At 61.7% G+C, this 22,828-nt stretch carries 21 protein-coding genes; 11 read left to right on the top strand and 10 right to left on the bottom strand.

The window, feature by feature from the left end; translation table 11 throughout:
- Positions 1–64: 64 nt before the first annotated feature.
- Positions 65–439 carry an SMI1/KNR4 family protein gene (locus HMPREF2635_RS02715; RefSeq protein WP_070510711.1) on the top strand — a complete coding sequence of 125 codons (375 nt, stop codon included), beginning with the start codon at positions 65–67 and terminating at the stop codon, positions 437–439.
- A 61-nt stretch (positions 440–500) separates the two neighbouring features.
- On the opposite strand, the gene HMPREF2635_RS02710 is transcribed toward HMPREF2635_RS02715, so the two are convergent.
- Entirely contained in the window at positions 501–2,228 is a 1,728-nt protein-coding gene (locus HMPREF2635_RS02710; RefSeq protein WP_070821245.1) for a SulP family inorganic anion transporter, read from the bottom strand.
- Between the two features lie 241 nt (positions 2,229–2,469).
- Here HMPREF2635_RS02710 and HMPREF2635_RS02705 point away from each other — a divergent pair, with 241 nt between their 5' ends.
- Entirely contained in the window at positions 2,470–3,366 is an 897-nt protein-coding gene (locus tag HMPREF2635_RS02705; RefSeq protein WP_070821244.1) for an NAD(P)/FAD-dependent oxidoreductase, read from the top strand.
- A 15-nt stretch (positions 3,367–3,381) separates the two neighbouring features.
- The gene (locus HMPREF2635_RS02700; protein WP_070821243.1) at positions 3,382–4,338 is read left to right on the top strand and encodes an NAD(P)H-quinone oxidoreductase; all 957 of its coding nucleotides are present in this window, start codon (positions 3,382–3,384) and stop codon (positions 4,336–4,338) included.
- On the opposite strand, the gene HMPREF2635_RS02695 is transcribed toward HMPREF2635_RS02700, so the two are convergent.
- Positions 4,335–5,546, bottom strand: coding sequence for an aminotransferase class V-fold PLP-dependent enzyme (locus HMPREF2635_RS02695; RefSeq protein ID WP_070821242.1), 1,212 nt, complete (start codon positions 5,544–5,546; stop codon positions 4,335–4,337). The two genes, HMPREF2635_RS02700 and HMPREF2635_RS02695, sit on opposite strands and share 4 nt — an antisense overlap.
- Before the next feature lie 195 nt (positions 5,547–5,741).
- Here HMPREF2635_RS02695 and HMPREF2635_RS02690 point away from each other — a divergent pair, with 195 nt between their 5' ends.
- Both HMPREF2635_RS02690 and HMPREF2635_RS02685 read left to right on the top strand, forming a co-directional pair.
- The gene (locus tag HMPREF2635_RS02690; RefSeq protein WP_049156811.1) at positions 5,742–6,593 is read left to right on the top strand and encodes a galactan export ABC transporter permease subunit Wzm/RfbD; all 852 of its coding nucleotides are present in this window, start codon (positions 5,742–5,744) and stop codon (positions 6,591–6,593) included.
- Positions 6,594–6,605: 12 nt separating this feature from the next.
- Positions 6,606–7,403, top strand: coding sequence for a galactan export ABC transporter ATP-binding subunit Wzt/RfbE (locus tag HMPREF2635_RS02685; protein ID WP_010188329.1), 798 nt, complete (start codon positions 6,606–6,608; stop codon positions 7,401–7,403).
- Here HMPREF2635_RS02685 and HMPREF2635_RS02680 read toward each other — a convergent pair.
- Both HMPREF2635_RS02680 and HMPREF2635_RS02675 read right to left on the bottom strand, forming a co-directional pair.
- Positions 7,400–8,290: a Fic family protein gene (locus HMPREF2635_RS02680; protein ID WP_070821241.1), complete on the bottom strand. Its 891-nt coding sequence runs from the start codon at positions 8,288–8,290 to the stop codon at positions 7,400–7,402. The two genes, HMPREF2635_RS02685 and HMPREF2635_RS02680, sit on opposite strands and share 4 nt — an antisense overlap.
- Before the next feature lie 63 nt (positions 8,291–8,353).
- Positions 8,354–9,004, bottom strand: a complete 651-nt coding sequence (locus tag HMPREF2635_RS02675) for a GNAT family N-acetyltransferase (RefSeq protein WP_239663636.1) — start codon at positions 9,002–9,004, stop codon at positions 8,354–8,356.
- On the opposite strand from HMPREF2635_RS02675, the gene HMPREF2635_RS02670 reads away from it, so the two are divergent.
- Positions 8,994–9,908, top strand: a complete 915-nt coding sequence (locus HMPREF2635_RS02670; RefSeq protein WP_180963921.1) for a galactofuranosyltransferase GlfT1 — start codon at positions 8,994–8,996, stop codon at positions 9,906–9,908. The genes HMPREF2635_RS02675 and HMPREF2635_RS02670 overlap by 11 nt on opposite strands.
- On the opposite strand, the gene HMPREF2635_RS02665 is transcribed toward HMPREF2635_RS02670, so the two are convergent.
- Genes HMPREF2635_RS02665 through HMPREF2635_RS02650 form a run of 4 tightly spaced genes read right to left on the bottom strand, consistent with a single transcriptional unit; the run spans position 9,905 to position 12,103 of the window.
- Positions 9,905–10,360: a GtrA family protein gene (locus HMPREF2635_RS02665; RefSeq protein ID WP_070821240.1), complete on the bottom strand. Its 456-nt coding sequence runs from the start codon at positions 10,358–10,360 to the stop codon at positions 9,905–9,907. The two genes, HMPREF2635_RS02670 and HMPREF2635_RS02665, sit on opposite strands and share 4 nt — an antisense overlap.
- A 2-nt stretch (positions 10,361–10,362) precedes the next feature.
- Positions 10,363–10,773: a GtrA family protein gene (locus HMPREF2635_RS02660; protein WP_046647042.1), complete on the bottom strand. Its 411-nt coding sequence runs from the start codon at positions 10,771–10,773 to the stop codon at positions 10,363–10,365.
- Between the two features lie 11 nt (positions 10,774–10,784).
- Positions 10,785–11,660 (bottom strand): plasmid pRiA4b ORF-3 family protein, encoded by an 876-nt coding sequence (locus tag HMPREF2635_RS02655; protein ID WP_070510700.1) that lies wholly within the window; start codon positions 11,658–11,660, stop codon positions 10,785–10,787.
- Between the two features lie 20 nt (positions 11,661–11,680).
- Positions 11,681–12,103, bottom strand: a complete 423-nt coding sequence (locus HMPREF2635_RS02650; protein ID WP_070546093.1) for a hypothetical protein — start codon at positions 12,101–12,103, stop codon at positions 11,681–11,683.
- Positions 12,104–12,139: 36 nt separating this feature from the next.
- Here HMPREF2635_RS02650 and HMPREF2635_RS02645 point away from each other — a divergent pair, with 36 nt between their 5' ends.
- The 5 genes from HMPREF2635_RS02645 (at position 12,140) to HMPREF2635_RS02625 (ending at position 20,050) form a co-directional block, all read left to right on the top strand.
- Positions 12,140–12,418: a hypothetical protein gene (locus tag HMPREF2635_RS02645; protein ID WP_070821239.1), complete on the top strand. Its 279-nt coding sequence runs from the start codon at positions 12,140–12,142 to the stop codon at positions 12,416–12,418.
- 145 nt (positions 12,419–12,563) lie between these two features.
- Complete coding sequence (locus HMPREF2635_RS02640) at positions 12,564–13,967, top strand: decaprenylphosphoryl-beta-D-ribose oxidase (protein ID WP_070821238.1); 1,404 nt, start codon at positions 12,564–12,566, stop codon at positions 13,965–13,967.
- 14 nt (positions 13,968–13,981) lie between these two features.
- Positions 13,982–14,740 carry a decaprenylphospho-beta-D-erythro-pentofuranosid-2-ulose 2-reductase gene (locus HMPREF2635_RS02635; protein WP_046647037.1) on the top strand — a complete coding sequence of 253 codons (759 nt, stop codon included), beginning with the start codon at positions 13,982–13,984 and terminating at the stop codon, positions 14,738–14,740.
- A gap of 38 nt (positions 14,741–14,778) precedes the next feature.
- Positions 14,779–16,725, top strand: a complete 1,947-nt coding sequence (locus tag HMPREF2635_RS02630; RefSeq protein ID WP_070510693.1) for a galactan 5-O-arabinofuranosyltransferase — start codon at positions 14,779–14,781, stop codon at positions 16,723–16,725.
- 31 nt (positions 16,726–16,756) lie between these two features.
- Positions 16,757–20,050, top strand: coding sequence for an arabinosyltransferase domain-containing protein (locus HMPREF2635_RS02625; protein WP_070821237.1), 3,294 nt, complete (start codon positions 16,757–16,759; stop codon positions 20,048–20,050).
- A gap of 2 nt (positions 20,051–20,052) precedes the next feature.
- Here the strand turns inward: HMPREF2635_RS02625 and HMPREF2635_RS02620 are convergent, their stop codons facing one another.
- Positions 20,053–20,862 carry an alpha/beta hydrolase gene (locus HMPREF2635_RS02620; protein WP_239663635.1) on the bottom strand — a complete coding sequence of 270 codons (810 nt, stop codon included), beginning with the start codon at positions 20,860–20,862 and terminating at the stop codon, positions 20,053–20,055.
- A 13-nt stretch (positions 20,863–20,875) separates the two neighbouring features.
- Positions 20,876–22,792 (bottom strand): M13 family metallopeptidase, encoded by a 1,917-nt coding sequence (locus HMPREF2635_RS02615; protein WP_070517101.1) that lies wholly within the window; start codon positions 22,790–22,792, stop codon positions 20,876–20,878.
- Positions 22,793–22,828: the final 36 nt, after the last annotated feature.

The raw sequence follows: 22,828 nt of genomic DNA, 5'->3' as shown, positions 1-22,828 counted from the left end.
TGTGATGATGCTGTTCTGCGGTGCTCGCATAGCGGGGGGGCTGGGTTTCGCATAGACTGCTCGCATGGCATTCCCCGTTGATGAATCACGAATCCGCGCTGCTGAGGAAGCATTGGGCCGCACCTTCCCAGACGACTTGCGGCAGCGCCTGATGTTGGAGAACGGCGGCGAAATCGACGACGCCGACGAGGGCTACTGGTTCCTCTACCCGGTGTATGACGATTCGGACCGTCGCCGTCTCGCACGCTCGGCGAATCACGTGGTCAAGGAAACCGAAACGTGGCGTTCCCAGGCCGACGGATTCCCGCAGGACGCCATCGTCGTCGCCGAGGATCAGGAAGGCAACGCGATCGTTCTCCTGCCCGGCGATGACAGCTTCTACGTCTGGGACCACGAGTCGCGGGAAACGGAGCCGATCGAGCTGCTTTTCGACAAGTGACGCTGAGTCGAGCTCAGCGAATACTTCATCGGTGCTGAAGTGGTGCGGTTTTGGTTCTTCGTCAGTGCTGCTCGTCCTGCTGATTGCTTTGCGACGCCGCGGGTGCGCCATCAGACTCCTCATGCTGCATGCGCGAGACATGTAGTCGGGCGTGGGCGATGGCGTCGAGGGTGTCGTCAAAAACGTGATTCTCGTGCGCAAGCTGGTCGAATACGCCGAGTTCGCGCAACACCGGAACATGTTCGGGCTTCGTAGCTGAGAGTAGGACTCGGGTGCCGTGACGTTCAAGGCGCCCGATCGTGTCGGCGAGCATCTGGGCGCCAGTGGCGTCGATCGTCGTGACGTAGCGCATGCGGAGCACGACAACCTTGACCGACGAGACATCAGCGAGCCCCAGGAGGAAATCGTGCGCTGCGCCAAAGAAGAGTGGGCCTTCCAAGCGGAAGGCGGCGATGTGCTCATCGAGGAGTTCGCGTTCCTTGTCGCGGTGGTCTCCCGTCTCCAGCGGGGCGGCCTCTAACACCGCCGTGCGGGCGGTATCGCGCAGCGCGAAGAAGCCCGCTATTACAAGGCCAATGAGCACGGCGACGACAAGGTCGAACACGACGGTGGCGGCAGCCGTAATAAGCAGGGTGACCCCGTCGCCCTTGGTGGCGCGCATCACCGAGCGGAGGTTCCGCGGATGGATCATCTGGATCGCAGTGGCGATAAGCACGCCGGCAAGCGCAGCGAGAGGAATCTCGCCCACCCACCGGGCCGCGACGAGCACTGCGACGAGCAAAAGCAGCGAATGGAACACCGCTGCCAGGCGCGTACCTGCGCCGGCCCGCACGTTGACGGCAGTTCGGGCGATCGCGGCGGTCGCGGGGATTCCGCCGAACAGGGGCGCGACGACATTGGCCACGCCCTGCCCAAAGAGCTCGCGGTCGGGATCGTGACGGTCGCCGACAGTCATCGCGTCGGCAACCGTCGCTGACAGCAACGATTCCAACGCACCGAGCGCTGCGACGGCGACCGCTGCCAACAGCAAGGAATCCAGGTGCTCCCACGGGATCTGCGGCCAGCGCGGGGCAGGCAACGTCGACGGGATGTAGCCGATAGTCTTCAGACCGCTGTCTGCCAGCATGTTGACGGCCGTCGCGGCAGCTACCAACACCAGCGCCGCAGGAAAGCCACTACGAATGCGGGCAGCAACCACGATTCCGGCCGCCACCGCGAGGGTCATAACGGGCGCCTGCCATACCGGAGCATCCAGCCAAGCTTTGATTGCGTCCCACGCCAACCCGAGGACCTTCTCGCCGTCCACGTCAACACCGAGTGCAGCAGGCAGCTGCTGGAGGCCGATGATCACCGCAATACCGGCTGTGAAACCTTCGACGACAGGCAACGGCATGTATTTCATCGCGCGGCCAGCGCCGGTGAATGCCAGCAAGAGCAGCATGAGCCCCGCCAGCACGCCAACGACGAGCACCCCATCGGCACCATGGTCGGCCACGATGGGGATAAGCACCACGGTCATTGCGCCGGTCGGGCCGCTTACCTGGACATTGCTACCGCCGAAGATCGCGGCCAGGATGCCCGCGACGATGGCCGTCGTAATTCCGGCTGCCGCGCCGACACCGGACGCAACACCAAAGCCGAGCGCCAAGGGGAGTGCAACGAGGGCCACCATGAGGCCTGCCGAGAGGTCGCGCCCGATCGTCGCGCGGGACCAGTCCGAGCGGCGCGGTGCAAAACGCAGGGCACGCGATCGGATGCCCACCTTGGAGACGGTGGAGGGGTAGGTCATGCTACTTTCTTGCTCCTTAGAGGCTCAACGACATCCAGCTCAACGACATCCAAAGGATACACAAGGCGCCATCCTTCGACGGGCCGCATTCGCAATTCTGGCCGATGCCTCATGTTGACGAATTCCCACCACACCCCAACCCTTCGGCACTAACTTGGCCAAGTCAGGGTTGGGCGTGACGCCTGCCACAAACTACTGAAAACCATTGCCATATAAACCCTCCTCTGGTTTGCTCGGGGCCATGCAGACAGTAGATACCCTCATCATCGGCGGTGGCGCGGCCGGCCTGCAGGCAGCCCTAGTCATGGTCCGCGCCCGCCGCAGCGTGCTCATTGTTGATTCCGCCACTCCCCGCAACCGTTTCGCCCATGAAATTCATGGAGTCATTGCCCTCGAGGGCACGCCACCCCTTGAGTTCCAGGAGCGCGGCAAGGAACAGCTGCGCAGCTATGGCGCACAAATCGTGAACGCCACCGTGGATGCTGTCACCGATAATGACCGCACGCTCACCGCCACGTTGAGCAACGGTGAGACCGTCGCTGCCCGCTCCATCATCGTCGCCAGCGGCGTGGACGACGAGCACCCCAACATCCCGGGCTTGGAAGAAAACTGGGGAAATACGGTCCTCCACTGCCCCTACTGCCACGGATACGAGGTGGCGGACAAGAAGCTCGGCGTGCTCTACATCGGCGAGTTCTCCTTCCACCATGCCGCGGTTCTGCGCCAGTGGTCGAAGGACATCACCTTCTTCACCAATGGAATGGAATTCACCGACGAGCAGCGCGCGGACCTGACTCGGCGGGGCATTGCGCTTATCGACGGCCCCGTCACCGCCTTCCAAGACGGAAAAGTCCTGCTGGAAAGCGACGAGCATGCCGTCGATGCACTGTTTTACATGCCCATTCCCCGCCCCCACGATGAGTTCCTCGCTGACCTCAACCTCGAGCGCCATAGCCCGCCACCGGCGATGGGCGGCAGCCTGATCGAGGCTGATCTCACCGGTGCCACCAGCCACCCGCGCGTCTGGGCGGTGGGCAACGTGGTCAATCCAGCCGCACAGGTGGCGATGGCCATGGGCCAGGCCAATGCTGCTGCTATCACGGTCAACGGCTTCCTCGTCGAGGATGATTGGATTTAAGTACGGTGGTGTGGCATGAAAGCTATCATTCAGACCAACCTGGAAGACCCGCACTCGCTGGAGTTGGGGGATGTCGCCACACCAGAACTAGCTGCCGGCGAAGTCCTCGTTAAAGTCAAAGCCGCCGGCGTAAACCGCGCCGACCTGCTCCAGGCCCGCGGGCACTACCCACCGCCGCCGGGCGCTTCGGAGATTATCGGCCTCGAAGTTGCCGGCGAAGTCGTTGACGCAGGCGATACCGACGTCGAGGTGGGCTCCAAGGTCGGCGCGCTGCTCGCCGGCGGCGGCTACGCCGAGTACGTGGCCGTGCCCCAAGGCCAGCTGCTGCCCATCCCCACCGGCTATTCCTTTGCCGAGGCCGCATCCGTCATCGAGGTGGCCTGCACGGTCTGGTCCAACATCGCTATGGAAGCTGGTCTTACTCAAGGCCAGACCATCCTCATCCACGGCGGCGCGGGTGGCATCGGCACCTTCGCCATCCAGGTGGCGAAGCAACTGGGCGCCACCGTCGCCGTGACGGCTGGCTCGGACGAAAAACTCGAGACCTGCAAGGAGCTCGGTGCGGACATCCTCATCAATTACAACGAGCAGGACTTCGCCGAGGAGCTGAAAAACCAATGTGATGTCATCCTCGACATCATGGGCGCGAAGTACCTCAAGAAGAACCTCATCGCGCTAGCCAAGGGTGGCCACATGGTCACCATCGGCATGCAGGGTGGCACGAAGGCCGAGCTCAACATGGGTATTCTGCTTAACAAGCGCCTGACCCTGCAGGGCACCACGCTGCGCTCCCGCTCGTTGGAGGGCAAGGCCACCATCGTCGCCGACACCGTCAAGAATGTCTGGCCTTGGCTAGAGAACGGCAGCGTCAAGCACCACCTGCACGCGACGTATGCGCTTGCTCGCGCCGCCGAAGCCCACAAAGCCCTCGACTCCGGCGAGGTCACGGGCAAGCTCGTCCTCGAGGTCTAAGCCAGCGACGCCACGACGCGGGTGAGGTGCTCCACGTCGTAGTACGTGCTAAACGGACTCAGCGAGACCGTAACGGCACCGCCGACCTCCTCCACGCCCATCTCCGTGAGCAGTGGGGTGTGCGGGGCGATCGTAATGACCAAGCCATTGTCGAAGAGCCGGCGGTGAATCACATCCGCCGGAACATCGCGCACGGCGAAGGTGAGACGCGGGAGGCGGTCATCGGAGGCGTCGGCAGCCGCCTCACCCGTCACACCCAGGATGTGAACGGCCGGCAGCGTGCCCAACAAGCTGTAAAGATCCCCGGTGAGATCCTCCATATAGCCGGAGAGAGCTTGCATCGAACGCGTCAGGCGCACGCGGCGCGAACCCCGCTCCCCGCCGGCGAGTTCCGCCAAATGGTCCACCAGGGGGCCAACGCCACCCGCCAAGCCCGCGGAAACCGGGCCAACGACAAGCTCATCGAGGCGGCGGAACATCGCGGTATCGCGGAAGACGAGCGCCGCCATCTGCGGGCCACCGAGAGCGCCCACATCCACGCCGAGGATATCCGCCCCAATCGCGTCAAAGTCGAGGAGGCGGTAGGGGGCGATCGAGGAGACGTCGACAAGCACCCAGGCGCGGGAACGCTCATGGACCGTATCAATAATCTCCGACGCCGGCGTGACCGTGCCCAGCAGCTCATGGGCAGCCGAAAAAGCAACAAACCGCGTGGAACCATCGACCAACTCGGCGTACTGGAACGCCGGCAGCTCGCCCGTGCCCAAGTCCGGCTGCGACCACCGAATATCGGCGCCCACGTGCGCAAACGGACGCGTGAGCTCTGGAGAATCAAAACGGGAAAGCACCACCGAAGACTGGCGGCGCAACAGCGGGCGCAGTGCGACTCCCAGAGATTGATACAGCACCGGCAGCGACGGGCCCAGGATGACCCGCTGCGCTGTCGCCCCCGTGAGATCCGCCACTGCCCGGCGCGCGGAAGCATACATGTCTGCCGCGTGGAGCTCCCCGGGGTCGTGATGCGCCGAGTGCGCGCCCACGGCATCCTCCAGAGGCTTCACCGTGGCGGACATTCGGAAAGAACGGGCAACGCCAGAGGCCACGCGTTCCGCAATCTGCGGCGCGGCGTGCGCGTTCAGGTAGGTCCAACCATCGGACAGACCAGTGTAAAGACCTCGCACGCTGGCGACGTCATACTGTTCCGTCATGCTTCAACCCTTCCTCGAATCGTCCGATCGACTCCCTACTCTATACGCCCTACGTAAATCTTTCCTAACCCGAGATTTTCCCAGCTCGCTCGTGTTTTCCCAGGTTAAGGGCGTGTGTGTAGGTTTTTAGCGGATGTGCGCGCTAGGGTGAATGGCGTGCAAGACAAGAAAAACCTGCGTGACGACGTCGCCCGCATGACCTCCGCGCCTGCACCCGGCGAGGAGCCGGCCTCGCGTTCCATGACCATGTCGGCGGCCTTCGCTGATCTGTTGCAAGGCGCTCGCCAGCGCGAGCTGTGGTTCAAGCTGGGCATCCAAGACATCAAGCAGCGCTACCGCCGCTCGGTATTGGGTCCCTTCTGGATCACCATCGCGACCGGCGTGATGGCCGCGGCGCTTGGCCTGCTGTACTCCATGCTCTTCCAGATCCCCGTGGCAGAGTTCCTGCCCCACGTGACCGTGGGCCTTATCATGTGGAACTTCATTTCCGGCGCCATCAAGGAAGGCTCGACGGTCTTCATCGACAACGAGGGCTTGATTAAACAGCTGCCCGCACCACTGTCGGTGCACGTCTACCGCCTGGTCTGGCGGCAAACTCTCTTCTTGGGGCACAACCTCATCATCTGGCTGCTGCTCATCATTATTTTCCCGCGCCACCTGGGCTGGGAGTTCTTCCTGTTCATCCCGGCGCTGGCGCTCTTCTTGGTCAACGGCGTGTGGGTCGCCATGTTCTTCGGCATCATCGCCACCCGCTTTCGTGACGTTGCCCCGCTGCTGGAGGCTCTAACCCAGCTGCTCTTCTACGTCACGCCTATCGTGTGGATGACCAACACCCTGAAGGAACAGGGAGGTGCCGTGGCCAGCCGCGCGCGCATCGCTGAGATCAATCCGCTCTATCACTACATGGAGATCATCCGCGCCCCCATGATTGGTGAACCCGTTGCCGGTTATCACTGGCTTATCGTCATCGGCTGCACCGTCGCCGGCCTGCTCATCGCCGGACTGGCCATGCGCCAGTGGCGCTTCCGTGTCTCCTACTGGGTCTAGAAAGGATCGTCCATGGTTTCCATTGATACGTATAACGCTTGCGTGGACTTTCCCATCTTTGATGCCAAATCCCGTTCACTCAAGAAGGCGATGCTCTCCACGGCCGGTGGCTCCATTGGCAAAAATGACCAGAACGTGGTCATGGTGGAGGCACTCAAAGACATCAACCTCCACCTGCGCGAGGGCGACCGTGTGGGCCTCGTCGGCCACAACGGCGCGGGCAAAACCACTCTGCTGCGCCTGCTGTCCGGCATCTACGAACCTACGCGCGGCGCTGCCGACGTCCGCGGGCGCGTTGCCCCAGTCTTCGACCTCGGCGTGGGCATGGACCCGGAGGTTTCCGGCTATGACAACATCATCATCCGCGGCCTCTTCTTGGGCCAGACCATCAAGCAGATGAAGGCCAAGATGGATGAGATCGCGGAATTCTCTGAGCTGGGTGATTACCTCTCCATGCCGCTGCGCACTTATTCCACCGGTATGCGCGTTCGCCTAGCGCTGGGTGTGGTGACCTCCATCGAGCCGGAGATCCTGCTTCTCGACGAAGGAATCGGCGCCGTCGACGCCGCCTTCATGGCCAAGGCCCGCGTGCGCCTCCAGGACTTGGTGAAGCGCTCCGGCATCCTGGTCTTTGCTTCCCACTCCAATGACTTCTTGGCCCAGCTGTGCGATACCGCCCTATGGATCGACCACGGCCAGATTCGCTCGGTGGGCGAGGTCTCCGAGGTCGTCGGCGAGTACGAAGGCCCAGAGGTGGGCCAGTACGTGCGAGATCTGCGCAAGCGCTTCGATAACGAGGAGAACGTTTAGCCCCTGCTACCTGCCTCGTTGACATATTGCGCGTCAATCATCCACGTTCCGCGCTGTCGGAAGGCGGGAATGGTACCCCGCGCCGCCTTATTGGCGGCGACGGACCCAGAGACACCGTTAACCTTTGCCCATTCCGACAGGCGAATTACCCTCGGCGCGGTCATGAGCGTGATGCGCTTGTGCAAGGACTCGACGAGTTGCCGCGCGATAAGTGTGCTCAATGCAGAAAAGTCCCCACTCACCGGGTAGCCACGGAACACTGGGTAGTAGTGGCGCTCTTTTCCTTTGTTCGGAATGATGATGGGTGGCGCCCCTAGCTCTAAGAGTTGTTGATTGATAATGACGCGCCCGATGCGCCCATTACCATCTGAAAAAGGATGGATGGTTTCAAATTCCGCGTGGAACCGCGCGATTCGGTCAACAAAGAAGCTAGTGTCCTCGTAGTATTCGACAATGGCTGTGTCCACCAGCCTGTCCACGTATTCAGGGTTGGCCCCCATATGAGCGCCCACGCGAACCCACTCTCCCCTTCGACGAAAGCGCCCCGCCCAGTCGTCGTTGATGCCGCGAAGCAACATGCCATGCAGTTTCAGAATGAGGTGTGCATCGAGCTTACCGACGCCCCGAATAAGTTCCTCAGTCACGTCCGCCAGGTTTGTGGCCTCAAAGACTTCCCGCAAATTATGCGCCCTAGTTGTAAGCCCGGCCAGAATGTTCTCGGTGTCCTCCAAAGTCAGCGTGGAATTCTCAATGGCGTTCGAGTTATACACTGACTCGGCCACCTCTGCGCGTGCTATCTCCGCGATGGCCTCGGGGGCGTCCTCCCGCAACGCCGCATACTGATCAAGAAGAGCGTCGATTTTTGAGGTGGTCCGCGCGTTAAGCATGCCAACATTCTACAAGTTTCCGTGAAAATGAGTACAAATTTACTCCGTTTCACGAAATCTCCGTCATAGTGCGAAGTTAATTCCCAACATCGCGCGCAGTTCCTCGGTCATGCCACTGACAGTCACTTCCGGCCCCGGCTGGTAATCCTCTTTGCGCAACACTGCTTTGTTGCCGTTGATGGTGTAGCCCAGCTTGCGTGATACCGCCTGGGAAGCTTCATTTCCCGGCTCCCACTCCGAGCGCAGCTGGCGCGCGCCCAAGTAATCAAAGCAGAAGACCGCAACGGCGTGACGAATCTGCGTACCAATACCGCGGCCCTGAAGGTGGTGGTAGATCCACGATCCGGTTACAACCTCATGGTTATCGGGAAAATTCTTCGCCCGCAGATCCACCGAGCCGATGATCTCACCATCAAGATGCACTCCGAAGTCGAGCGACCATTCTTCCGGGGACATCTGCGCGCGGTGCGCCCACCGGAAGCTCGGGTCCGGTTTCTCTTTCAGCCAGGGGAACGTGTACTCCGGAAGCGGCTCACCAAATATCGCAGCGGCGCTAACACCGTGGATGGCGGCGATGTCACTATCGCGCAGCACCCGCAAGGTCAGCTCGCCGACCTGTACGGAAATCCCAAAAGGAGCCCACATCTCTTCAATACCTTTTACAGCCATGGCTAGCATCGTATAGCTCAGCACGGGTGGCACAATGGAACGCATGACTGCCACTCTGTCCCAGGCCGGAACGACGGCCGCTGTGATCGTCACCCACCAGCGCGTGGAGCTGCTGCGCGCCTCCCTTGAACAGGTGGTGAACCAAACACACCCGGTGCAGTGGGTCATCGTGGTGGATAACGGTGCGGAACAATCCGTGGAGGATCTCCTCCACGAACTGGCCGGCGAGCGCGGCGTCTATGTGCCTTCCGAAACCAACCTCGGTGGCGCGGGCGGCTTCGCGCTGGGATTCCTCACCGCACTCGCCCTCGGCGCGGACGCAGTGTGGTGCGCTGATGATGATGGCCGCCCCGCCGACCACCACGTGCTGGAGGAGCTCTACCGCGTTGCGGAAAACAACGCACTCCACGAAGTCTCCCCCGCCGTGTGCAATATCAATGAGCCCGCCAAGCTCGCCTTCCCTCTTCGCCAGGGACTGATATGGCGGCGCTACATGAGCGAATTAGAGGGCGACTTTCTGCCCGGTATCGCCTCGCTTTTTAACGGCGCGCTCATCTCCGCCGAGGCCATGGAGATCATCGGCGTGCCAGATTACCGCCTGTTCATCCGTGGTGATGAGGTGGAGTACCACCGCCGCCTGGTCAACTCGGGCTTGAGCTTCGGCACTGCGCTGACCACCAGCTACCTGCACCCGGACGGCTCCGACGAGTTCAAGCCCATCCTCGGTGGCAAAATGCATACGCAATATCCGGAGGGCGAGTTCAAGCGCTTCTTTACCTACCGCAACCGCGGCTACCTTCTGTGGCAGCGCGGCATGCGCAAGCTGCTGCCGCAGGAATTCGCACGTTTTGGCTGGTTTTTCCTGGTCCAGCAACATGACGTGAAGGGCTTTGTAGAGTGGTTGCGCCTGCACAACCGTGGCCGCAAGGAAGACTTCCGCAGGCCCTAAAACTCAAAGGACTTGCGCGTGCTGCGGAAAATCACCCAGCGCTGCACAAAAAAGTTGATGAGTGTGGCGGTGCCTTGGGCTATCACGAAAGCCACCGCCAGTGCCCAGGACGAGGGCCAGTCCAGCGTGTGATCAAAGAAGGGAAAGGCCCAGCGATACAACAGAATGTTGATCGCATAGGTCATGGCGTAGGTAGCAAACACGGCAGCGAAGCGGCGCTTCGAGGCCCGCGCGTTGAAGGTCCAGCGCCGGTTCAGCAGATAAGCCACGAAGGTGCCCACAGCAAAGCCAATAGTTCGGGAGCCCACGTCGCCGAATACGCCTAATCCGATTTGGAAGAGCCAGGTCAGGGAGACGTCGATAAGCGCGGCAATGGCTCCCGTAATGGCGAACTTCGCGCCCTGCGCGTGCAGGGAATTCGATCGTGAGAGGCGTTCGGCGCGACCTGCCATAGTTACTTGCCCTTAAAAATGAACACGCGCTGAATGGCGAAGTTAGTCACCGTGGCCACGCCCTGCGCGATGACGAAGGCGATAGTGTCCTTCAGTGCACCCTCAAAGCCCAGACTGATCAGCGGAGCGTTGAGCACCCAATACAGAAAATTCTGCACGGCGAAGGTAGACAGGTACAGCATGCCCACGGCACCGGCGGTACGACCAGACACTTGCGCACCGAAAGTCCAGCGAGCATTGGCCACATACGCGGCGATGGTACCGAAAACCCAACCGATCGCCTTGGCCAGGGAGCGGTGCAGGCCTAGGTACGTCAGGAAGAGGGTGAGGCCATAGTCGATGGCCGCAGTGAAAACACCGACGGAGACAAAGCGCACGAGCTGTGTCTTTAGGGTGGAAGTAGGTTCAGTCACGGCGGAATACTCTACCCGCGGATGAGGGCGCGGTAAATGTCTAGGCGATCCACGGGTGCGACGGCGTCTTCACCATAGGCGCCGAGAGAAGAAAGCACCTTAAGCGAAGCCGTGCACAGCTCCCGAATCTCAGCACCGCGAAGCTCCTCGCCGTCATCGTCGACCCAGCCTAACGCCGCCATGGCGGTCTCCACCACGGAATCCGTCAGCTCGCGCCCGCCCATACAGGACAGCGCCAGCGCCATCGACCAAAAGGCGTCCTTGCCTTCGTTTGTTACTTCTCGCGGCAGAGTACGCAGCTGGCGGTACGCCCGAGCATCAATGCTGACTTCGCGATGCAAGTCCAAAGCTTGGAGGAGCGGAACGAAGTCATAGAGCCGGGTTCTTTCAATGAGCGCGCGGACGGGACTAACCACCAGATCCAGAACTTCATCAATGGTTTCCTGGCCTGTGAGCTCAGCATTCACGGCGGTGAGATCAAACGGTGTCTGAAAAGATCCGGAGCCGCCCACGCACAGAGCCTCCGGCGTGCCGTTATCGCGCGGATAGGTCTCCACCACGACTATCTCGAAATCCCACAGCCCCCAGGCATAATCAATCTGCTCGCCTTCGCGGCTTAAGAATTCGCGCACGGTATGGCTCGGATCGATTCGTTGGCCGCGGGCATCGGTATGTTCAAAAAAGTGCCACGGCGAATTCTCTTGAGGCAGGCCGAAGCAGACCTCGAGAATATGATGAAGCTCTTCCAGCGTGAGTGCATCCGAGAAACCAATCTGGCGGTGCACCTCGGCTTCCGCGCGGACGTTGGACACCTGGCACAGCAGGGTTCGAGCAGAATCACCACGTTTGGCGCGGACCTGCGCCAAATCTGTGACCTGTGAGCTCATGTGCCCCACCATACGCACTTTTAGTTGCGGGCGGCGTTCTCGCGCGCTTCGAGCTCGCTGAGGATGAACACGATGGCGGCCCCGATTCCGCCCCACACCGTCCACGGTTTTGCCACGCCGCGGCGGCGGATAAAGCCAACGATTCCCCGCTGTGCCTTAATCCCCAACCAGCCGCCAACCACAAGCGCACCAAGGCCAACCGGAAGCGCCCACAGCGGCACCTCCGGCTTCTCCGGTTCCGGTTGCCCCTCGTGGCTCTCGGCATTAGTAATGGCCACGAGTGCACCAAAACCTAAGAAAGACAGGACATAGGCGAAAACAAGCGCAGTCTTGTTCTTGATCCAATCTGGATAAGAAGTCATGATCGCCACGGCTGCGGCTTGGGTGATGCGTCCGGCAAGGGTGTCATCCAGCGCATAATTATCTTGCTTGGGAGAAGTCATACCGCCCCACTTTAGGCGGGCGGTAGGCTACCGTGCATGTACTCCTCTAAAAAAGAGCACCTCACCCCAGCACAGCGAGCAGCGCAAGATGAGCGCGCCGAGGAAGACAAGCGCCACGGCCACTTTCTGGCGACAGAACACACGTCGCTACCGCTCAATGGTTTTATGACGCGGCTCATCGCCGAGGAACTGCCCATCCTCGACTCCACTTCGCGCGGCCGTGTCTATGAAATCCTGCGTTCTTATGAAGGCCCTGAGATCACCTCGCAGGATGAACTTCCCGAGGAAATCCGGCAGATCATGGATCTGTACTAGCCATAGAAAACCATACAACCGGACGGCACAAATGTTCCGTTTGCTTGGCTTTTGTACCTAATCTCACGTTTTCACTCCCGCCACAGCCACTGCCGCCTAGGTAGTGTAGAAAACCGACCCATCACATCGATTTAAAGAGTAAGAGATGGAACTGCATACTACTGAGAAGTCCCTCTACGGTTGGGGCCGCACGGCGGCGACAACCGCCCATGTTTTATCCACCCCGGACGTCGACGTCATTAAGACTGCCGTCGCCCAGGTGGCCGAGGATAACGCTGATAAGCCTTCCCACCTGCGCCGCGGTGTCATCGCCCGCGGTATGGGCCGCTCCTACGGTGACCCCGCGCAGAACGCCGGCGGCCTCGTCATCGACATGCAACCGCTCAACAACATCCACTCCATCGACCCGGAGTCGGGCATCGTCGACGTCGACGGTGGAGTCACCCTCGACCAGCTCATGAAGGCTGCCCTGCCCTATGGGCTGTGGGTTCCAGTTCTGCCGGGTACCCGCCAGGTCACCATCGGTGGTGCTATCGGCCCGGATATCCACGGCAAGAACCACCACTCCGCCGGTTCTTTCGGTGACCACGTCGCCTCGATGGAGCTGCTCGTGGCAGACGGCCGCGTGCTGCACCTGACCCCGGAAGGTGAAAACAGCGATCTTTTCTGGGCCACCGTCGGCGGCATGGGCCTGACCGGCATCATCCTGCGCGCCAAGATCAAGATGACGAAGACGGAAACCGCCTACTTCATCGCGGACACGGACCGCACGGATAACCTCGAGGAAACCATCGCCTTCCACTCCGATGGATCGGAGCACAACTACACGTACTCCTCCGCGTGGTTCGACGTCATCTCCCCGGAGCCGAAGCTGGGCCGCTCCACCATTTCCCGCGGCTCGCTGGCCACCCTGGAGCAGCTGGAGGAGCTGAACCCGAAGCTGGCGAAGGATCCGCTGAAGTTCAACGCCCCGCAGCTGATGACCGTTCCGGATATCTTCCCGAACTTCACCATGAACAAGCTCTCGCTCATGGCCATCGGCGAGGCCTACTACCTCATGGGCGCCCCGGCCCGGAACCAGGTCAAGAACCTCACGCAGTTCTACCAGCCGCTGGATCTCATCGGCGAGTGGAACCGCGGCTACGGCTCCAACGGCTTCCTGCAGTACCAGTTCGTGGTGCCGACCGACGCCGTCGAGCCCTTCAAGGACATCATCCGGGACATGCAGCGCTCCGGCCACTACTCCGCGCTCAACGTGTTCAAGCTCTTCGGCCCAGGTAACAAGGCCCCGCTGTCCTACCCGATGCCGGGTTGGAATGTCTGCGTGGACTTCCCCATCAAGCCGGGCCTGGGCACCTTCCTCGACGATCTGGACAAGCGCGTCATGGAATTCGGTGGCCGCCTCTACCTGGCCAAGGAGTCCCGCACTTCGGCGGAGAACTTCCACAAGATGTACCCGGGCCTCGAGGGCTGGCTCAAAACCCGCAACGACATCGACCCGACTGGCGTCTTCGCCTCCGACATGTCCCGCCGCCTCGAGCTGCACTAGAAAGGATTAACCTCATGCTGAATGCAGTAGGCCAAGCACAACACATCCTCCTTCTCGGCGGCACCTCCGAGATCGGCCTCGGCATCGTCGAGGAATTCCTCGAGCGCGGTCCGGCCAAGGTCACCTTGGCTGCTCGTGCCGACTCCCCACGTATCGCGGAGGCCCGCGCCACCATCGAGTCCCGCGGCGGCGACGTTGAGGTCCTGGACTTTGACGCGACTGACTTCGAGGGCCACCCGGACGTCGTCCAGCGCGCGTTTGAACGTGGCGATGTCGACGTCGCCATCATCGCCTTCGGCACCCTCGGTGACCAGGAGGAACTCTGGCAGGACCAGGCTAAGGCAGTTGCCTCGGCCCAGACCAACTTCACCGCACCGGTCTCCCTCGGAGTCTTACTCGGCCAGAAGTTCCAGCAGCAGGGCCACGGCACCATCGTGGCGCTCTCGTCTGTCGCCGGCATGCGCGTGCGCCGCTCCAACTTCGTCTACGGCGCCTCCAAGGCCGGCGTGGACGGCTTCTTCATCAACCTCGGCGAAGCCCTGCGCGGCTCCGGCGCCAAGGTGCTCGTGGTTCGCCCGGGCCAGGTGCGCACCAAGATGTCGGCGGAGGCCGGCGAGGCGCCGCTGACCGTTAACGTCTCCGACGTGGCCAAGGCCACCGTCAAGGCAGTGCTCGACGGCAAGCAGTCCATCTTCGTGCACCCGCTCTTTGAGTACGTGTCCTTGGGATTCAAGTTCATCCCGCAGGCCATCTTCCGGAAGCTGCCTTTCTAAAGTTCCGCTATGTCCACGGCGTGTGGGAGACTAAGTGCATGACTGAGTCTCCCGCCACGTCGTCTATGTCCCCCACCGTGGAATATAACGTCGACCGCTTGACGCGTCGCGCCACTCTCGTGGGAATGGCCGCCGCCGCTGTAGGTGGCGGCCTTATCACGCTCATTGGTTTCTTCGCCTTCAAGACGGTCTCCCTGCCGGCGTTCAGCACGTCGATGGTGACCCGCGCATTGAGCACTGCGGGAACTGCGCTCACCGTTCTCCTAGTGGGCGCGTTATGCGTGTGGTGGGTGATTGGCGCCTCCCCGCGCCCCCGCTGGCGAACGTGGCTCACCACCGCTGTGTGTTATATCTCCCCAGCGCTGCTCACGCTGACCAGTATCGGCCTCCCCCTTTCGGCCTCCCGCCTGTGGCTCGACGGCGTCCAGGTAGACCAGGTTTTCCGCACCCAATTCCTGACCCGCGCCACGGAAGCCGGTTCCTATGCGGACATGAACTACGAGGGCCTACCCACCTTCTACCCACTGGGCTGGTTCTGGATGGGCGGGCGCCTCGCAAACCTCCTCAACATGCCCGGCTGGGAGGTATACCAACCGTGGAGCCTCATCTCCCTGGCCGTATCCGGGTGCATCCTGGTTCCCCTGTGGCAACGGCTGTCCGGTTCCCTTCCGGTTGCCGCCGCCATTGCCCTCACCACCACAGCGGTGACGTTGGCCATCGGCGCTGAGGAGCCGTATTCCGCGGTCATCGCCATGGGGGTGCCGGCCGTGGCCGTGCTGTGCTCGCATGCTTTCCACAGCTCCTCCTGGTTCTCCACCGCCGGAATTGCCATCTACCTGGGAGTTTCCGCCTGCTTCTACACGCTCTATACCGGTGCCGTGGCATTGACCATCGTCAGTCTCATTGCGCTCGTCACCTGCATGGCCGAACGTACATGGACTCCCCTGATACACCTCGCCACTATCGCGGCCGGTTCCCTGGCCATCGCCGCGATCGCCTGGGCGCCATACCTGCGCGCGGTTCTGCATGCCACCGCCCCGCTGGAATCCACCGCGCAGCATTACCTGCCGGAGGAGGGAACCCAGATCCCGGCCCCCTTCCTCTCCTTGTCCGTCATCGGCATTCTCAGCCTCATCGGCTTGATCTACCTCGTCCTACGCATCGACGAACCCGACATCAAGTCAATGGGCACCGCGATCGTCGGCACCTACCTGTGGATCTTGGCTTCTATGGTCATGACCCTCGCCGGCAGCACGCTGCTGGGCTTCCGCCTCGAGCTGATCGTCGCGGTGCTCTTCGCCACTGCTGGCATCCTCGCGCTGGCCGACGTCCGCCTCATGGGCCTTCCCACGCTCTACCCGGCGCGCTTCACCGAGACCACGAGCAGGCGCATAACCTTGGTATTCGCCATCATCATGGGCCTTGGCGGTATCTACTATGCCCAGCAGATCCCGGCGACGAACGTGACCGCCCTGGACCACGCCTATACCGATACCGACGGCTACGGTGAGCGCGCGGACCGCTACACCAGCGATTCCTCCGCCAACTACGCCAAGATCCGCGAGTTCATCGACTCCCAGGGCTACGACGCCACCGACACGGTTGTCCTGACGGATGAAAAGCTCTTCATGGCGTATAACCCCTACTACGGGTTTAACGCCTTCACCAGCAACTACGCCAACCCGCTGGGAGAGTTCAGCACCCGCAACCTGCAAATCGAGGAGTGGGCCTCTAAGTCCTGGGAACAAACTCCGGAGGAGTTCGCGCAGTCTCTCGAGTCTGCGCCGTGGCGCGGGCCCGACGTCCTCATTTTCCGCGGCGACATGGAAGAACCCGGTGGTGGTTACAAGACCCACTTGGCAGAAGACATCTACCCCAACCAGCCCAACGTGCGCTACCGCGCGGTGTTCTTCAACCCGGAAGTCTTTGAGAAGGGTTGGGAAGTCGAGCAGATCGGCCCCTTCGTCGTCGCGGCCAGATCTTAATAAGGCACGTCGGTGACGTACACTGATCGCCGTGTCAGATCGGAATACCTCTTCACTGCGAGCACCGCAATCGCTGCGGCTCACCGCCATCATCGCGGGACTCATCGGTTTCCTGTGCTTTGTGGCCACGCCGCTGCTGCCGGTGAACCAGACCCAGTCCTCCTTCGATTGGCCCCAGCAGGGCTCCCTGCAGTCCATCAACGCCCCGCTCATCTCGGTGGCGCCGGAAGAAATTGATGCAGAGATCCCCCTGAGCGCCGTCGACAAGCTGCGCGATGGCCAGGACCTGCTCTACGGCACCGTGCCACCGGAGTCCAAGAAGGCCTCCAACCGCGGCATGTTTGTCCGTGCCGGCGAGGGTGGTCTCTCGGTCACCAGCCTCGATGAGGTCATTTTCTCGCTCACTGCCGAGCAAGTGGCGAAGCTGCCTGACGACGCCACCCTCCGCATCCAGTCCACCGGCGACGGCACCACGGTGACCCTGGGCAAGCACAAGAAAACTTCCGATGAGGATCTGCGCCCGCAGGTTACCGGCGTCTACACCGAAATCGACGACACCCCGGAAGCCCTTAAAGAGCTGGGCGATGACCTCCGTATCCACGTCGAGATCAACTCGCGCTTCACCTCCTCCCCGACACCGCTCAAGCTCATCGCCATGTGGCTGGGCTTGGCCATGGTGGTCATCAGCCTGGTGTGTTTGTGGCGAATTGACCGCCTCGATGGCAAACGCTTCGGCTTCATGCCCGAGACCTGGAAGCAGATCCGCCCGCTGGATGGCGTCGTGGCTGCCGTACTCGGCTGGTGGTATATTTTCGGCGCCAACACCTCCGATGATGGCTTCATCCTCACCATGGGCCGCGTTTCCGATCACGCGACCTACATGGCGAACTACTACCGCTGGTACGGCGTCCCCGAGGCCCCGTTCGGTGCTCCCTACTACGACCTCGTAGCATGGCTGGCGCAATTCTCCAGCGCCTCCATCATCGTGCGCCTGCCCTCCCTCATTTCGGCGCTCATCATCTGGTTCGTGTTGTCGCGCGAGATGCTCCCGCGCTTCGGTGCCCGCGTCAACGAGCGCCGCTTGGCGCACTGGACCGCGGCCTTCATGTTCTTGGCTTTCTGGCTGCCGTATAACAACGGCATCCGCCCGGAACCCATCGTGGCCCTCGGCGTCATGCTGACGTGGGCCTCCTTTGAGCGCGCCATCTCCAACCAGCGCCTCCTACCAGCGGCCGTAGGCACCATCATCGCCGCCATTACCCTGGCCGCAGGCCCCACTGGTCTTACCGCGGTGGGCATTTTCCTGGTCTGCCTGCCCTCGCTGTTCCGCATCATGGGTACGCGCGCTTCCCAGGTCGGCTGGACAGCCCTCATCGCCCCGTTCCTGGCCTGCGGCACTGCGGTCATGGTTGCCGCCTTCGGGGATCAAACGTTAGCGTCCGTGCTCGAGTCCACTCGCGTTCGTTCCGCGGTCGGCCCGTCCCTGCCGTGGTACTCGGAGTTCGTGCGCTACTCCACGCTGTTTGAGCCCTCCGTGGATGGCTCCCTGACGCGCCGCTTCGCCATGTTCACCATGCTCTTCTGCCTGGCGCTCATTATCTACGCTTTCATTAAGGACCACCGCGTCGTGGGCGCGGAGGCAGATCCCACCAAGCGCCTGCTAGCCATCATGGCGCTGTCGGCCTTCTTCCTCATGTTCACGCCGACGAAGTGGACGCACCACTTCGGCATCTACGCCGGTGTCGCCGGCGTTATCGCCGCGCTCGGCTCGGTGGTCCTTTCCCAGATCGCCATGCGCTCCCCGCGCGCCCGGACCTTCTCCATCGCCGCGGTGATTTTCCTCATGGCCATCTCCCTGGGCGGCTGGAACGCCTGGTGGTACGTGTCTTCCTTCGGCATCCCGTGGTGGGACCGCACGGTGCAATTCAAGGCTATTGAGGCCAATACCGTGGTGCTCGCCATCGGCATGGTGGTGCTGGCGATTGGCCTCTACCAATCACTTACTCACAACAGCCGGAAGGCTGAGGTGTCCCGCTGGGCAGGCGCCATGTCCGCACCAATCGCAGTGGCCTGCATCCTCATCGTCGCCTTCTCCTGCGCCTCCTTTGCCAAGGGCTACGTGGCCCAGGCGGATTCTTACTCCGTGGGCAAGGGCAACCTGGCCTCCCTACGCGGCGATGTCTGCTCGCTCGCGGATGCCACGCTGGTGGAAACCAACACCAACGACGCTTTCCTCACTCCGGTTACAGGCGAATTCAAAGACTCCCTGGTGGATCCGAAGGAAGACAATTTCGGCTTCGGCCCGAACATGATCAAGGAGGATATTGAACCGGAGAACCTCAACTCGGCGTCGGTAGGCGCCATTGCCAACACCACCGGTGATTCCTCTGCGTCTTCTAACGAGCAAAAGGAGCTCACCGAGACCGAGGAGAAGGCCACCGAGGTCACCGACTCTTCCGCCGGCGGCGTGCGCGGAACCTTGGGCGTCAACGGCTCCGAGATGCACCTGCCCTTCAACCTGGATTACACGAAGGTCCCGGTCATGGGCTCCTACGATGAGTCGCAGCGCTCCACCGCCACCATCACCACGCAGTGGTACAACCTGCCGGAATCCTCAGAAAACTCCCCCATCCTCTCGGTTTCTGCCGCCGGCAAGATTTACCACCACGACGTCAACGGCGTGGAGCAGGAGGGCACCGAGCTCACCCTGGAGTACGGCACCCTCAAGGACGGCAAGGTCACCAACAAGGGTGAGGCCGAGCTTTCCGACGTCGGTGCTACCCCCAAGTGGCGCAACCTGCGAATCGAACTGGACAAGATCCCCGACGAGGCCAACGTCGTGCGCCTCGTTGCGGTAGACGATTCCACCGATGAGGATGATTGGATGGCGTTTACCCCGCCGCGCGTGCCGGAGCTTGCCACCATCAACTCGCAATTCGATTCCTCCACCCCGGCACTCCTTGACTGGTCCGTCGCCCTGCAGTTCCCCTGTCAGCGCACCTTTGACCACTACGCCGGCGTGACCGAAATTCCGGAGTTCCGCATTCTTCCCGACGCCGCCGCACAAACTTCCCTCACGGACTTCCAGTCCTTCTCCGGTGGTGGCGCGCTGGCAACCGCGGAGGCAGTGAACTACTCCTATGAGATCCCGAGCTACCTCAACAACGATTGGGCGCGCGACTGGGGCTCTATTGAAAAGTACGAGCTGCGCACCAACTCCCAAGGCGAGGCCCCGCTGGAGGCGGAGATCGACCAAGAAATCATTCAGCGCTCCGGCTGGTGGAAGAACTCTGAGATGAAGATTCGCCCAGAGGGCGAGCAGTAAGGCTAGAGGAACTTGGCAGCGTCACGCACCCGCTGGCGCGCCACGGCCGGGGTAGAAATGCGGTGCATCGACACGTACTCCGCGGTCTGTGCACCGGGAATCTCCACGGGCTCAGCAATCTCGTCCTGTACTGCGGTCTGGACCAAGATGTCGGAATACAGGCCCGGCAGCTTCTCAACATCGAGGACATAGTCGCCGCGGATCTCCTCCGGAAGCTTGGCAAGCGCACCGAAGTCGGGGAAGGTGAGGAGGAGGGCGTCGGCAGGCACCAGCGCTGCGAGCGCCCCACCGGAGGAGTAGCCCCACACCGTGACGCGGTTGGCACCATGATCGCGCGCATAATCGACGGCCGCTTGAACCGACTGAACCATCTGCGCCACGGTGTGCTCGGGTGCCAACGGATAATCCACATCAATGATCGTGGTCCCCGACAGCTGCGCCGCAGCAGCCACTTCGGGCCGCCACTGCATCTCTAGCGCCTTGCCGTCACCGCGCCACCAGCCACCGGAGTGCAGCGAGACTGCCCAGCGGCCATTCTGTTCCGAAGGAACAAAGATCGCTCCGACCTCGGATTCCTCAACACGCACCCCCTCCGTGAAGGCAGTACCGGGCAGCGAGTGATCCACCGCGGAACCCAGCACCATCATCGAGGCCTGCACGATGCGATCCGGCAGCAGCGCACAGTAGCGGTCCGCCTCCGGCGAACCTCCACCGGCCCACGGCGGGCGGAAGTCCGGCAGCGGGTAGTGCACCTCCATGTAGGAGGAGAGTTGCTCGAGCTGTTTTTCCGGACTTAGTTGGTAGTCACTCATGGATCCAAGGGTACTACCAGATGGTGACGCGCTCCTCTGGGACCAATCCACCCTCGACATCAAAAGCCTCGTAGAACTCGTCGATGTTCTCGGCGATGATGTTGCAGCGGAACTCCGCCGGCGAGTGCGGGTCAATAGCCAAGTACTGCGTAGCCATCTCCGGACGAATAGCAGTGCGCCACACGCGCGCCCACGCCAGGAAGAAGCGCTGCAGACCGGTGTACTCGTGTTCGGCCAATTCAGGCTCAGCACCCTCTGCCTCAAACGGTGCGACCTGGCCGTTGATATCCAGGCCCTTGTCGGCGCAGTAGTTCTTGTAGGCCACCACGGCAATGCCCAATCCACCCAGGTCACCGATGTTCTCACCCAGGGTGAAGCTGCCGTTGACGCCTGCGGAATCAGTGCCCTCCAGTACCTTCGGCACCTGGCCTTGGAACTGATCCACCAGCTTCGCGGTCAACTTCTCGAAGGCCGCGCGGTCCTCATCCGTCCACCAAGAGTTGAGGTTGCCCTGGCCGTCATACTGCGAGCCCTGATCATCAAAGCCATGCCCAATCTCGTGGCCAATCACCGCGCCGATAGCGCCGAAGTTCTCTGCGGCATCAGCTTCTGGGTTATAGAACGGCGGGCGCAAAATAGCCGCCGGGAAGGTGATGTCATTGACCACCGGATTATAAAAAGCATTCACCGTCTGCGGGGTGGAGAACCATTCATCGCGGTCCGCCGGCTTGCCAATCTTGGCCAACTCATAATCGTGGTTCCACGCGTTGCCTGCGCGCACATTGGCCACCAAGTCCGCGCCCTTCGGCGAAAACTCCAGTTCAGAGTAGTCGCGCCACATATCCGGGTACCCAATCTTGGCCTTGAACTGGGAGAGCTTTTCCAGCGCGCGCTCGCGGGTAGCCGGGGTCATCCACTCCAGCTGCGAAATCCTCTCGCGGTAGGCGGCGGTAAGGTACTCCACCAGCTCATCCATCTCGGACTTCGAGGACGGCGGGAAGTGCTTGTCCACGAAGACCTTGCCGATTTCCTGGCCCACCATGTTTTCCGCCAACCCGACGGCGCGCTTCCAACGTGCACGCTGTTCAGTAGCACCCGAGAGCTTAGTTCCATAGAACTCGAAGTTCTTCTTACCGATCTCCTCGGTGAGGTAGGGGGCACGCGACAACAGAATGTGCCACGTAGCCCACAGTTGCCAATCCGCCATACGGCCGGCGGTGAACAGGCCCTCGAGGTGCTCAAAGTAGGACGGCATCATGGCCACCACACGGTGCTCCGGCAGTCCCCCACCCTGCAGGATGGCGCGGGTGATGTTGGGCAGCTTGGCGACGTCCACCGGGTTATACGTCTTTACCGCATCACGGGAGGCCACCACATCCCAGTGCCCTGCCGCAATTTCCTTCTCCAGGTTCACGATGCGGGTAGCTGCAACCTCCGCGCCCAGCCCGAAGAGGCGGGCGGGATCTAAGAATCCCAGCATCGCCGCAACGTGCTTCTCGTAGTCAGCGAGCGTCTGCGCGTGAGCTTCCTCGCGGTAATAAGCCTCATCCGGCAGACCTAAACCAGACTGAATAATGTAGGCCACCGCGTCCTCAGAGCCGGAGTCTTTTTCTACCCAGAAGGTCACTGGGGCACCAACGCCCTCGCGCTCCAGAACACCCAGGTTGTGCGCCAACTCCTCCGGATCAGCCGCAACCAGCTTATCCAGATCTTCGGAAAGTGGCGCCGTCCCCGCAGCATTGACTCCCTCAACGTCCATGTGAGAGGAATACACGATCCCAGGACGGCCAGCGTCTTCCTTAACGATCTCGTGGACGAGTTCCTCGGCTTCGTCGCGCAGCGCGTGGAAGGTGCCGTCGACACCGCGATCATCGGGGATAACGTGGGACTCAATCCATGGGCCATTAACAAATTGATACAGATCCTTCATGCACTTCACTCTATGTCAGAAGCACGCGTTAGTGTG

The sequence above is a fragment of the Corynebacterium sp. HMSC035E02 genome (genome assembly GCF_001836065.1).
Classification (GTDB): domain Bacteria; phylum Actinomycetota; class Actinomycetes; order Mycobacteriales; family Mycobacteriaceae; genus Corynebacterium; species Corynebacterium hiratae.
Note: the sequence above shows the minus strand (reverse complement) of the source record. Positions and strands in the feature narration are given on the sequence as shown.